Source organism: Umezawaea sp. (genome assembly GCF_036375055.1).
GTDB lineage: Bacteria > Actinomycetota > Actinomycetes > Mycobacteriales > Pseudonocardiaceae > Umezawaea.
Genome location: NZ_DASUSQ010000095.1, coordinates 1 through 10846 on the forward strand (window position 1 = coordinate 1; position 10846 = coordinate 10846).

Sequence of the window (10846 nt, forward strand, 5' to 3'; positions counted from 1 at the left end):
GGCGGCGATGGTGTTGCCGGTGGCGGGACAGCCGGTCAGGCCGGTGTCGACGTACTGGCGGAACGACTTCTTCAAGCTCCACAGGAGGTGTCCGCGGACCAACCTCAGGGGATCTGGACAGGGTCGCGTTGCGCAACGACCTCACCCTGTCGGCCTCGAACGAGAGCGGGCTCGTGGAGGCGGGGGAGACCGTCACGGTCACCGGGACCGACGACTAGCTCTCGTCCTGCTGCTCCATCGCTCTGTGCCAGGTGCCCGACGACCACGAGTACGGCGTGAAGCCGTCGCCGTGCTCCGGCGGCGACGGCCAGGGCGGTGTCACGGCGTCCGCGTGGGTAACCGACTCCGGCGTGCCGGGCAACCTGTCCTCGCCGATCGCGGCCGACGGGAGATCCACGACCCGGATCCGCGTGTCGAAGGTGATGGCTCTGCTGGACTGAGCTGTCGTGACCTGCGCGATCGTGTCGCGTCGCGACCACCTGGCGTCGTCGGACCGCGCCTCGGACGCGTTCACCCCCGTGTCCTGGTGGTCGTAGCGGTGACCGCCTTCACCGGGCTCGCCCCCTCGAGTCCTCTGAGGACGGTGGACGGTGCGCGGCGGCACCGGTGCGCGGAGGCATACTGGGCGCATGGCGCATGGTGATCTCGGGCTGTTGCACGAACTGCGTGCCCTCTCCCTCATGCTGGAGGAGCGGAACGTGACGCGGGCCGCCGACCGGTTCCACCTGAGCCAGTCGTCGATGAGCCGGACGTTGCGGCGGCTGCGCGCGCTGTTCGGCGACGACCTGCTGGTCCGGTCGGGCGGCGAGTACGAGCTGACGCCCCGCGCGCGGGAGGTGCAGCACGAGCTGGCGCTGCTCCTGCCGCGGCTGGAGGGCCTCCTCGCGGGGCGGGGGTTCGACCCGTCCACGGCGACCGGGGTCGTGCGGATCATCGGTACCGACTACACCACCGCGACGCTGGGGCCGTACCTGCTGCCGCGGCTGTTCCTGGCCGCTCCCGACCTGGAGGTCTCCGTCCAGCCGAGGGACGACGACACGTTCGCGGACCTCGAACGAGGTCGGGCCGACATCGCGCTGTCCGTGCTGCGACCGGCCGCTCCGCTGCGCTGGGAGCAGGTGTTCACCGACGACGTGGTCTGCGCGGTGGACCACGAGCACCCCGTGCGGGACCGGTTCTCGCTGGCCGACTACACCGGGGCCCGCCACGTGGTCATCACCCTGGTCCAGCGGGAGCAGCCGATGATCGAGCGGTGGCTCCAGGAACTCGGGCACAGCCGGACGGCGGCGGTGCGGGTGGCGAGCTTCGGCTCGGCGTTCGCACCGCTGCCCGGAACACCCCTCGTGGCGACGCTCCCCCGGAGGCTGGCCGAGTCGCAGCTGGCGGCTCACCCGAGGGTGCGGCTGGTCGAGGCTCCGGAGGAGTTCGACGCCTTCCCCTACGGGATGGTGTGGCACGCGCGGCTGGAGTCCGACCCGATGCACTCCTGGCTGCGCGGCACGATCCGCGCTGCCGCCGCGGAGATGACCGGTGGGCTCACAACAGCTTCTCCATCGTGATCGGCAGGTCGTGGACGCGGATCCCGGTCGCGTTGAACACGGCGTTGCCGATCGCCGCCGCGGCCGAGACCAGCCCGATCTCGCCCAACCCCTTCGCGCCGAACTCGCTGATGTGGGGGTCGGGGCGGTCGAGCCAGTGCACGTCGATCGCCGGCGTGTCGGCGTGGACCGGCACGAGGTAGTCCGCCATGGTCGCCGCGGCGAACCTCCCGTCCGGCTCGATCGGGTCGGCCTCCATCAGGGCGTGCCCGACGCCCCAGATGATCGAGCCCGCGAGCTGGCTCCGGGTCGCCTTGGCGTTGACGACCCGTCCCACGTCGAACACCGACGTGAACCGGTCGACCCGCGGCTCACCGGTCAGCCGGTGGACCCGCACCTCGCAGAAGTGGGCGCCGAAGCAGTGGAACCGGTACGGGGACGCGGTGTCGGGCTCGGTGGTGGCGACCGCTTCGACCTGCGGCACGCCCGTGGTCCGGAGCAGGGTGTGGAAGTCGACCGACCGGCCGCGCGCCTCGACCCGGCCCTGCCGGTAGCGCACGGTCGAGGGGTCGAACCCGGCGAACGGGGACCGCGGCTCGTCCACGGCCGCGCGGACGAGCGCCTCGACCGCCGCCCGGCACGCCGCCCGCACCGCGGGCACCGTGCTCGTCGTGACGCTCGACCCGTACGCCCCGACACCGCCGGGTGGCAGGGCGGAGTCGCCGAGCTCCGCCTCGACGGTGCCGACCGGCACCCCCAGTTCGTCGGCGCCGACCACGGCCAGCACGGTGAGGGCGCCGGTGCCGAGGTCGGACGTGGCCGAGGAGACGGCGACGCGTCCGTCGTCGCGGAACCGCACCCGCGCCGACGCGGACTGGCGCCACGCCGGGTAGATCGCGCTCGCCGTGCCGAGGCCGATCAGCCAGTCGCCGTCGGTCCGGGACCGGGGGCGGGCCTGGCGCCGATCCCAGCCGAACCGCTCGGCCCCGACCCGGTAGCACTCGTCGAGGTGCTTGCTGGAGAAGCGGCGGCCCTCCACCGGGTCCTCGGTCGCGTAGTTGCGCAGTCGCAGCTCCACCGGGTCGACGCCGGTGAGCACGGCCAGCTCGTCCATCGCGGTTTCGAGGGCGAACGTGCCGGGCGCCTCGGCCGGTGCGCGCATCGACCAGGTCGGCGGGGTGTCCAACGTGACCAGTCGCTGGTCGATGCGGATGTTCGGCGTGCGGTAGGACACGGCCGACGTGTCGCGGCCGGGCATCATCTGCCAGCCGCCCGCCGCGGGCAGCTCGCCGTCGCTGTCGTGGCGCAGCGCGAGGAGCCTGCCGTCGGTGTCGGCGCCGAGCCGGATCGTCTGCCGGACCGCCCCCCGGTGGCCGATGGCGGTGAACACCTGTTCGCGGCTCAGCACCACCCGAACCGGGCGGCGGAGCGCGCGGGCGGCGGCGGCGCAGAGCAGCGCCTCGTTCCACACCGGTGAGCGCTGGCCGAACCCGCCGCCGGTGTAGCGGCAGATCACCCGTACCTTCGCGGGGTCGACGCCGAGGCGGGCGGCGATCGTCGCCGCGGCCCGCTGCGGCGCCTGCGCTCCGGAGTAGACGGTGAGCTGGTCGTCCACCCACACCGCGGTCGTGGCGTGGGGTTCCATCGCGATGTGGTGCTGGGCGTGCTGGGAGACCGACGTGGTGACGGTGACCGGGCTCGACGCCAGCACGGCGTCGATGGACGTGACGCCCGGCGCGAGCTTCTGCACGACGCCCTGCGGCACGCCGGGGCTCCCGTCGGCGAGCGAGGTCCGCGACGGTGTGACGGCGTAGTCGGCGGTGACCAGCGAGGCCGCGTCCCTGGCGCGTTCGGGCGTGTCGGCCACGACCAGGCCGATGACCTGGCCGCGGAACCGCACGGCGGTGTCCTGCAACGCGCTGTAGTTCTCGCCGCTCTGCTGGGGGCTCGGGGGGTTGAGGGGGAGCGGGCGGAACGGGGTGAAGACGGCGAGGACGCCCGGTGCGGTCTCGGCGCGGGACACGTCCATGCCGAGGACGGTTCCCCGGCCGACGGTCGCCTGGACGAGGTGCCCGTGCACCAGGCCCTCGGGGCGGTGGTCGGCGGCGTACCGCGCACCGCCGGTGACCTTCAGGGGTCCGTCGACGCGATCGGTCTCGCGGCCGATGGGGGAGGCGGTCATCGGGTCTGCTCCAGTTCCAGCAGGGCGCGGATCAGGGTGCGCTTCATCAGCTCGGGCTTGAAGGCGTTGTGCCGCAGCGGGCGGGCGCCGTCCACGGCGGTGGCGGCGGCCTCCGCGTAGGTCTCCTCGGAGGCCCGGCGTCCGACCAGTGCGTTCTCGACCGCCGTCAGCCGCCACGGCCGGGTGCCCATGCCGCCGACCGCGACCCGTGCTTCGAGGATGGTGTCGCCGTCGCGCCGGACGGCCACCGCCGCCGAGGACAGCGCGAACTCGAACGACCGCCGGTCGCGGACCTTCAGGTACGTCGAGTGCCGCGCCCAGTCGAGACGCGGGACGACGACGTCGGTGACGAGTTCGCCGGGCCGCAGGTCGTGTTCGAGGTGGGGGGTGGTGCCCGGCAGCAGGTAGAAGTCGCGCAGGTCGACGGTGCGCGCGCCGTCGCGACCCCGCAACCGGACCTTGGCGTCGAGCGCGACCAGCGCCACGGCGAGGTCGCTGGCGTGGGTGGCGACGCACGAGTCGCTGGTGCCCAGGACGGCGTGCATCCGGTTCTCGCCGCCGAGCGCCGGGCACCCGCTGCCCGGCTGCCGCTTGTTGCAGGGCGTGCTCACGTCCCGGAAGTAGCCGCACCTCGTGCGCTGCAGCAGGTTCCCGCCGATGCTGGCCATGTTCCGGAGCTGGCCGGACGCGCTCAGCTCCAGCGCCCGGCTCAGCACCGGGAAGCCGCGGCGGACGAGGGGATCGGCGGCGACGTCGCTCATCCGCGCCAGGGCCCCGATCCGCAGTCCGCCGCCCTTCGTGTCGACGCCGCGCAGCGGCAGGCGGTTGATGTCGAGGACCCGGTCGGGGGTCATGACGTCGAGCTTCATCAGGTCCACGAGCGTGGTCCCGCCCGCGAGGAAGGCGGTGCCGGAACCGCCGCGCCGCACGGCGTCGCCGACGGTGCCGGGGCGTTCGAACACGTACTCGCGCATCAGCGCTCCTCCGTCCGCGCCTGGCGGATCGCGGCCAGGATGCCGGGGTACGCGCTGCACCGGCAGATGTTGCCGGACATCTGCTCGCGGATCTCCTCGTCAGTGCGGGCGCGATCCTCCTCGATCACCGCCGCCGCCGACATGATCTGCCCGGAGGTGCAGAACCCGCACTGGAGGCCGTCGTGGTCGATGAACGCCCGCTGGAGCGGGTGCAGGCGGTCGCCGTCGGCCAGCCCCTCGATCGTGGTCACGGCGGCGCCGTCCAGCGTGGCCAGCAGGGTCAGGCAGGACACGACCCGCCGCCCGTCGACGTGCACGGTGCACGCGCCGCACTGGCCCCGGTCGCAGCCCTTCTTGGTGCCGGTCAGCGCCAGCCGCTCCCGCACGGCGTCCAGCAGCGTCTCGCGCGGATCGGCGGTCAGCGACGTGGCCGTCCCGTTGACCGTCACGCGCACGGCGACGTCGGTGGTCGCGGTCCGCGCCGCGGCGCTCCCTCCGCCCAGCGGGACCGCCGCGGCGGCGGCCGTGGTGCCGACGAGGCCGAGCAGGCCGCGTCTGGTGATGCCCTCGTGCTGCGTCATGCGGTTCAGCGTTCACGGCGGTCGAGGTCACCGCCAACGCGACTTGCGGATCACCCGTATGCGTCCGGCGCATGGCCCGAGCCCGGATCGCCGTGACCAGCGCGTGCGGGAGCGCAGGGACTGTCGGGCGCGCCGGGGTGCGCGGGCTGGCCGACGGGCTCAGGTGTCGTCGTGCGGGAGGTTCCGCATGCTCCAGTGCGACAGCGGTCGGAGGGCGGAGACCAGCTCCTCGGCGTCGGGCGTGAGGGTGTACAGGATCTGCACCGGCGTGGTGGGGACGACGGTGCGTTCGACGAGGCCGCGGGCCTGCAACTGCTTGAGGCGCAGCGTCAGCTGCGGGTCCGAGATGCCGGGGACCAGGGCGCGGTAGTCCTTGAACCGGCGGGCGCCGCGGGCGCCGGCGAGCAGGATCGGCCCGGTCCAGCGGACCCCGATGATGTCGAGCGCGCGCAGGATCCGGTGGCAGCTCTCCTCGTCGACGGGAGTGCCGGGCTTCTTGGTCACTTCTCCAGAGTAAGTAACTTTGGTTCTCTTTGCCAGCTCGTGCCGTCGAGCGGAATGCTCCTGCGTTGCACCGGGGAGAGCGCCACGCGGGCAGCCCCCGGCCCTGGGAAGGAGCAACCGCGATGACGACGGTTCTGGTGGCGGGCGCCACCGGCAGCCTCGGCAGGCAGGTCGTGGAGAAGCTGCTCGACCGGGGCGCCGACGTGCGCGCCCTGGTTCGACCGGCCTCCGTGGACGAACTGGCGGCGCACCCGAACCTGACGCCGTGCGTCGGCGACCTGGCGGACGGCGCGGACGCGCTGGCGCGGCACCTCGACGGCGTGGAGGTCGTGGTGTCAGCGGTGCAGGGCGGTCCGGAGGTGATCATCGACGGGCAGCGGGCACTGCTGCGCGCCGCGGAGGGGGCGGGAGTGCACCGGATGGTCCCGTCGGACTTCTCGATCAACCTCCACGGCTACGGCTACGGCGTGAACGTGCTGTCCGACCTGCGCCGCGTGTTCGCCGACGAGTTCGCCACGTCGAGCGTCGCGCGCACGTCGGTGGCGATCGGCGCGTTCCCGGAGTACTTCCTCGGAGCGGTCCACGAGGTGCTCGACCCGGCGGCGAGCACGTTCTCCCTGTGGGGCGAGGGCACGCGTCCGATCGACGTCACCACGATCCCCGACACCGCCGCGCACACCGCCGCCATCGCGCTCGACCCGAAGACCGCGGGCCGCGAGGTGCACGTGGTCGGCCAGCGGCTGTCGATGCTGGAGCTGCGCGACGAGGTCGAGGCGGCGTCCGGGCGGCGGTGGGAACTGGTGCGCAAGGGCACGCTGCGGGACCTGCGCGAGGAGGTCGCGCGCAGGCGGTTCACGGCGTCCACGATGTTCCAGTGCGTGGCGTTGCAGGCCCAGGTGGCCATGTTCGACGGAACGGGATCGCTGCGGGACGTGCGCAACGCGGACTACCCGGACGTCGTGCCGACCTCGGTGGCGGCGTACCTGGCGGACCGGGGCGCGGCGCACTTCACCCCGCCCGACACGACGTGGGGTCGGGACGAGTGGCCGACGGCGCTCTGAGACCACCGCTCGACGGAGGGCCGGACGCCTCAGCCGGTGCGCGGCTCGGGCGGACGCCGCAGGCGGCCAGGGACCGTCGCCGCGGTGACGGAGGAGTGGAGCGCCACCGCCGCGCGCGCGTCGACCGCGTCGAGGACGTGGAGCACGCGGCGGGACGCGACCACGCGGAGGTCCTCGGTCCTGGCGGCGGTGTCCAGCAGGAGGGTCACGCCCGCCGGGCCGATGAAGGTGACGCCGGACATGTCCAGCACCAGCGGTCGTGACCGGCCGATGGCCTCGTCGACGCACACCCTCACCTCGGGCAGCGACAGCGCGTCCAGCGTGCCGGAGACGGTGACCACCGCCCAGCCGCGGACCTCGTCCAGGTCCACGGTGCTGTCGATCACGGGTTCGCCGTTCACGTGCCCCACCTCTTCGACCGGGCTGCGTCGTGCGGGACGGGCGGCGGTCAGCCCGTGGGGTGGTCGCGCGGCTGGGGGCGGCTGTCGGTCCCCTGCCGCGCGTCGGGGGTGGTCAGGCCGCGAACCGCGTCGGACACCGTCGGGTAGAGCGACACGGCGGGGCGCATCCCGCAGGCGCCCATCGCGCGGGCCACCTGGGGCGAGGGGATCACCCGCACGTGGTCGACGTCGGTGACCAGGTCGGACAGCCAGTGCAGGCCCGCCGCGCCGAAGAACGTCACGCCGGTCAGGTCCAGCACGTGCGGTGTTCCGCTGCCGGCGGCGATGTCGATCGCGCTGCGGATCCTCGGCATGGAGTCGTAGTCCACCTCGCCGACGACGCTGGTGATCCCGAACCCGTGGGCGTGGTTCCGCGTCGCCACCACGAACAAGCACGGCCCGCCGTCCATGCGACGCCTCCCCGATCCGACTGCGCTACCTATCCAGTTTTGAGAACGTCAAACGTCTTTGTTAGGTTTTTCCCCCGATCGGATTATCGGCACCCAGGTGACGCGGGGGTCGTCGAGCGAGATTCCGCGGTGGTGCGGACGCGGGAGGGGTTCCGGCGGGCGATCTTCTCAGCCTGGACGCGGTGCGGGTCCCTCCCCGTGCGACAGCAGGGCCCACACGACCTTGCCGCCGCCCTCGACGCGCACGCCCCACGAGGCGGCCAGTTCGATCAAGACCTGGATTCCCCGGCCGCCCCAGTCGTCGGCGGACACGGCCATCTCCCGCGGGTGGTCGACATCCCCGTCCTCGACCTCGATCAGCACGCCGACCCCTGAGCTGGTCACCCGCAGCTCCCTGGGGCTGGAGGTGTGGCGGTAGGCGTTGCCGACCAGCTCACCGACGATCAGCAGCACGTCGACCAGCGTGTACGTGTCCACGTGCGCGGAGAGGGTGCCACGGGTCCAGCGCCGCACCTCGACCGACTCCGGCCTGGACGCCAGCGACATCCGCCGGGTCGGCGCGGTCACGCCGACGCCGTCGCGCAGCTCCGTCATGCCACCCCTCCGATCAACCCTTTGTACACCTCCGGTCAACGTGCCGAGGAGGGTCGGAAGACATCGGCGTCGGTCTCGCCGCGGGGCGTGGACCGGTGAGCACGTCCTCCACGGACGAGCCGTCGGCCGGGTGCTCGCCGCCCTCGTGGTCGTGACCGTGCCTGCCCAGCACCGCGGCGAGTTCGGCGACGTGCCCGCGGTGCTCGTCCACGTCGTTCTCCCGGGACACCGGGACCATCGCGGTCCGCGTCCCGAGCCCCCGCGTGCTGTTCGAGTCCGCCGCGCACCAGACCGGACCGCCACCGCGACCTTCGTGCGATCGCCTCACCGAGGCAGTCCGGACGGCGCGGGGCGGCACGGGCCGTGACCACGCGGATCGTCGCCGGGTGATGCCAGGGGCGGTGGTGCGGCGCTCCAGCGGGTCACCGCTTCGACGTGCCGTCCCGCACCGATCCTGATCCCGTCCCCTGGGCGTCGTCCGGGGACCGGACGAGGGGGATGAGCACGCCCACGCCCAGGGCGTCCACCTTCCGGCGCACCGCTGTCGAGGGCAGCACCCGCAGGTCGCGGCCGAGGTCGCGGCAGTGCTGGGCGAGCAGCAGCAGCGCGTGCGCGCCCTCCAGGGTGCACAACCCCACCGCGCGGGCGTCCAAGACCACGGTGTCGGCGCGCACGGCCGTCGCACGGGCGAGCGCGACGCCGGTCGTCCTGGCCTCGTCGAGTTCACCGGTGATCGTGACGGTCACCGTCGCGCGCACGGGGTCGACGGTCACGACCGCTGGTTCGGCGGCGGTGTCGGCGAGCGAGGTCATCCTGCGCTCCTGTCACCGGCGGAGGAGGGCGTCCAGTATGTCCCGGTCAGGCGTGACCGGGCGTTCGGTACACCTGGTCGGGTGACGCCGGGGTCCTACGAGGCGAGGGCTTCCGCGCGGGTGCGGTGCAGTTCCAGCAGCCGGTCCAGGCTCATCATCGCGAGCACCCTGGTGACCTGCCTGCTGGGCACGACCCGCAGCGCGGCACGGCGCGCGAGCAGGTCGCCACGGGCCTGGAGGAGCAGTTCGATCCCGCTGGAGCCGAAGTGCGTCACGGCGGAGAAGTCGAGCACCGCGGTGCCCGCGGCCGGGGTCCGCTGGATCAGGGCGGTGACCGCGTCGCGCAGTGGTGCGACGGTCATGGTGTCGAGCTCGCCCGCTACCGCGAGCACGTCCGGCGCGTGCGCCGTGGTGGTCAGGAGGTCGTGCTGTGGTTCGGGCTGCATAGGCCTCGTCTCGGTGGGGAACACTGGAACCGCGGCGATCTGGGAGCACGCCGCCCCGACCAGCACAGCACGGCACCGCCACCCGTGCCGATCACGGGTGGCGGCGAACCGTCCTCGGGAGTCGGTGCCCGACGCACACCGGGACCCGGCAGCCGGGTCCCGGTGTGGTGCGGGAGCGCGGCCGGAAGGCCAGGGGGTGTCGCTCCGCCGCGGTCGTGCCCCGAACGAGGGGAGGGTTCCAGGCCCGGTCCCCTCCCGTGGTGCCGCGGGTGGGTCGTGCCGCCGACGCTGTGGTGCGGAAGGGAGATCGGGTCGTGGGACCCGTGTTCCCGCGGTGGGTCAGGTGTCGTACTGGACGCGCAGACCGCCGTCGGCACCGTTGGTGGCGGTCACGAGGTCACGCCCGCCGTCGCCGCCGCTCCCGCCGAGGGCGGTGGCCCGTCCTCCCAGGCCGCTGCCGCTGTTGAGGCGGCCGTCCGGCCGGTGGGCGTTGGAGCCGTTGCCCCGCCCGGTCGAGTTGACGACGACGTTGGCGCTGGCCGCGGACATGAGGCTGCACGTGGTCGCGCCACCGCGTGCCCCACCCAGGGCGACGCTGCCGTCGAGGTCACCGGTGCCGATCAGGCCCGCCGCACCACCGGCGCCGCCGTGCTCGCCGCCGCCGCGACCGCCCGCACCTCCCTGGCCGGTGGCGCTACCGCCGCCCCCGCCCCCACCGCCCGGTGCGACCACGGAGACGGTTGCGCGCCCAGTGCCTTCCCCGGTCGTGCCGACGGTGGTGGCTCCTCCACCCCCGCCACCAGGAGCACCGCCCTCGTCCGCGGCGGCGGTTCCGCCCTCGCCGCCCGCACCGACCACGTAGGCGAGGACGAGCGGTTCGGTGTGCGGGGCCAGTCGCAGAGTGCAGGTCAGCGTGGCGCCCGCACCCCCGCCCGCTCCACCGGAGTCCACGCCCGCGCTGCCCCCTCCGCCACCGCCGCCTCCCCAGGCGGTCAGGGTGACGGCGGTGACCTCCGCCGGGATCTCGATCGTTCCGGCGCCGGGGGTGGACATGGTCGTGTCGAAGGGAATCGGCGCCGCGACGGCGGGAGTCGCGGTGGGCAGCAGCGCGGTGGCGACGGTGATCGTGGTCAGCACCGCGGCGCGAAGACCGGTGGGGGACGAGGAGCGGGTGCGCCGGTCGATCCGGGCGGTGGGCCGAGACGGTCGGGTGCGGGCGGGCATTGCCGGTACCTCCTGCGAGTGGGGTTCGTCGACGAACTCGTACGCGTGCCGGGGTGGGCGCAGCGCCGTGTCCCGGCAGC

Annotated in this window: 12 protein-coding genes and 1 pseudogene; 3 read left to right on the top strand and 10 right to left on the bottom strand. The window is 73.6% G+C overall.

All coding sequences use genetic code 11. The features are described 5' to 3' along the window. The first annotated feature begins 251 nt into the window (after positions 1–251). On the top strand, positions 252–440 hold the full coding sequence (locus VFZ92_RS26085; protein WP_330878672.1) for a hypothetical protein: 189 nt from the start codon (positions 252–254) through the stop codon (positions 438–440). Between the two features lie 189 nt (positions 441–629). Further along, on the top strand, positions 630–1559 hold the full coding sequence (locus VFZ92_RS26090; RefSeq protein WP_330878673.1) for a LysR family transcriptional regulator: 930 nt from the start codon (positions 630–632) through the stop codon (positions 1557–1559). On the opposite strand, the gene VFZ92_RS26095 is transcribed toward VFZ92_RS26090, so the two are convergent. The 4 genes from VFZ92_RS26095 to VFZ92_RS26110 all read right to left on the bottom strand — a co-directional run bounded on the left by VFZ92_RS26095 (position 1537) and on the right by VFZ92_RS26110 (position 5779). Further along, entirely contained in the window at positions 1537–3720 is a 2184-nt protein-coding gene (locus VFZ92_RS26095) for a xanthine dehydrogenase family protein molybdopterin-binding subunit (RefSeq protein WP_330878674.1), read from the bottom strand. The two genes, VFZ92_RS26090 and VFZ92_RS26095, sit on opposite strands and share 23 nt — an antisense overlap. Next, positions 3717–4694, bottom strand: a complete 978-nt coding sequence (locus tag VFZ92_RS26100; protein WP_330878675.1) for a xanthine dehydrogenase family protein subunit M — start codon at positions 4692–4694, stop codon at positions 3717–3719. Before VFZ92_RS26100 ends, VFZ92_RS26095 begins: the two co-directional genes overlap by 4 nt. Next, positions 4694–5275 (bottom strand): (2Fe-2S)-binding protein, encoded by a 582-nt coding sequence (locus tag VFZ92_RS26105; protein ID WP_414720016.1) that lies wholly within the window; start codon positions 5273–5275, stop codon positions 4694–4696. The genes VFZ92_RS26100 and VFZ92_RS26105 overlap by 1 nt, the downstream gene beginning before the upstream one ends. Positions 5276–5434: 159 nt before the next feature. Further along, positions 5435–5779 (bottom strand): helix-turn-helix domain-containing protein, encoded by a 345-nt coding sequence (locus VFZ92_RS26110; RefSeq protein WP_330878676.1) that lies wholly within the window; start codon positions 5777–5779, stop codon positions 5435–5437. Positions 5780–5901: 122 nt separating this feature from the next. Between VFZ92_RS26110 and VFZ92_RS26115 the strand changes: the two genes are divergently transcribed. Next, positions 5902–6840 carry an NmrA family NAD(P)-binding protein gene (locus tag VFZ92_RS26115; RefSeq protein WP_330878677.1) on the top strand — a complete coding sequence of 313 codons (939 nt, stop codon included), beginning with the start codon at positions 5902–5904 and terminating at the stop codon, positions 6838–6840. Between the two features lie 29 nt (positions 6841–6869). Here VFZ92_RS26115 and VFZ92_RS26120 read toward each other — a convergent pair whose 3' ends face one another. The 6 genes and pseudogenes from VFZ92_RS26120 to VFZ92_RS26145 form a co-directional block, all read right to left on the bottom strand. Next, positions 6870–7241 (bottom strand): STAS domain-containing protein, encoded by a 372-nt coding sequence (locus tag VFZ92_RS26120; RefSeq protein WP_330878678.1) that lies wholly within the window; start codon positions 7239–7241, stop codon positions 6870–6872. Between the two features lie 47 nt (positions 7242–7288). Next, entirely contained in the window at positions 7289–7690 is a 402-nt protein-coding gene (locus VFZ92_RS26125; RefSeq protein ID WP_330878679.1) for an STAS domain-containing protein, read from the bottom strand. A gap of 168 nt (positions 7691–7858) precedes the next feature. Then, positions 7859–8284 (bottom strand): ATP-binding protein, encoded by a 426-nt coding sequence (locus tag VFZ92_RS26130; RefSeq protein WP_330878680.1) that lies wholly within the window; start codon positions 8282–8284, stop codon positions 7859–7861. A 422-nt stretch (positions 8285–8706) separates the two neighbouring features. Further along, the gene (locus VFZ92_RS26135) at positions 8707–9096 is read right to left on the bottom strand and encodes a hypothetical protein (RefSeq protein WP_330878681.1); all 390 of its coding nucleotides are present in this window, start codon (positions 9094–9096) and stop codon (positions 8707–8709) included. A gap of 95 nt (positions 9097–9191) precedes the next feature. Further along, positions 9192–9542 carry an STAS domain-containing protein gene (locus VFZ92_RS26140; protein WP_330878682.1) on the bottom strand — a complete coding sequence of 117 codons (351 nt, stop codon included), beginning with the start codon at positions 9540–9542 and terminating at the stop codon, positions 9192–9194. Between the two features lie 339 nt (positions 9543–9881). Next, positions 9882–10846 (bottom strand): annotated as a pseudogene (locus VFZ92_RS26145) (hypothetical protein); the annotation flags it as partial.

Bases quoted from the DNA above. Each gene is read 5' to 3' on its own strand.
- VFZ92_RS26095 (WP_330878674.1), bottom strand. From the start codon at position 3,720: ATGACCGCCTCCCCCATCGGCCGCGAGACCGATCGCGTCGACGGACCC.
- VFZ92_RS26105 (WP_414720016.1), bottom strand. From the start codon at position 5,275: ATGACGCAGCACGAGGGCATCACCAGACGCGGCCTGCTCGGCCTCGTC.
- VFZ92_RS26125 (WP_330878679.1), bottom strand. From the start codon at position 7,690: ATGGACGGCGGGCCGTGCTTGTTCGTGGTGGCGACGCGGAACCACGCC.
- VFZ92_RS26090 (WP_330878673.1), top strand. From the start codon at position 630: ATGGCGCATGGTGATCTCGGGCTGTTGCACGAACTGCGTGCCCTCTCC.
- VFZ92_RS26100 (WP_330878675.1), bottom strand. From the start codon at position 4,694: ATGCGCGAGTACGTGTTCGAACGCCCCGGCACCGTCGGCGACGCCGTG.
- VFZ92_RS26115 (WP_330878677.1), top strand. From the start codon at position 5,902: ATGACGACGGTTCTGGTGGCGGGCGCCACCGGCAGCCTCGGCAGGCAG.
- VFZ92_RS26135 (WP_330878681.1), bottom strand. From the start codon at position 9,096: ATGACCTCGCTCGCCGACACCGCCGCCGAACCAGCGGTCGTGACCGTC.
- VFZ92_RS26140 (WP_330878682.1), bottom strand. From the start codon at position 9,542: ATGCAGCCCGAACCACAGCACGACCTCCTGACCACCACGGCGCACGCG.
- VFZ92_RS26130 (WP_330878680.1), bottom strand. From the start codon at position 8,284: ATGACGGAGCTGCGCGACGGCGTCGGCGTGACCGCGCCGACCCGGCGG.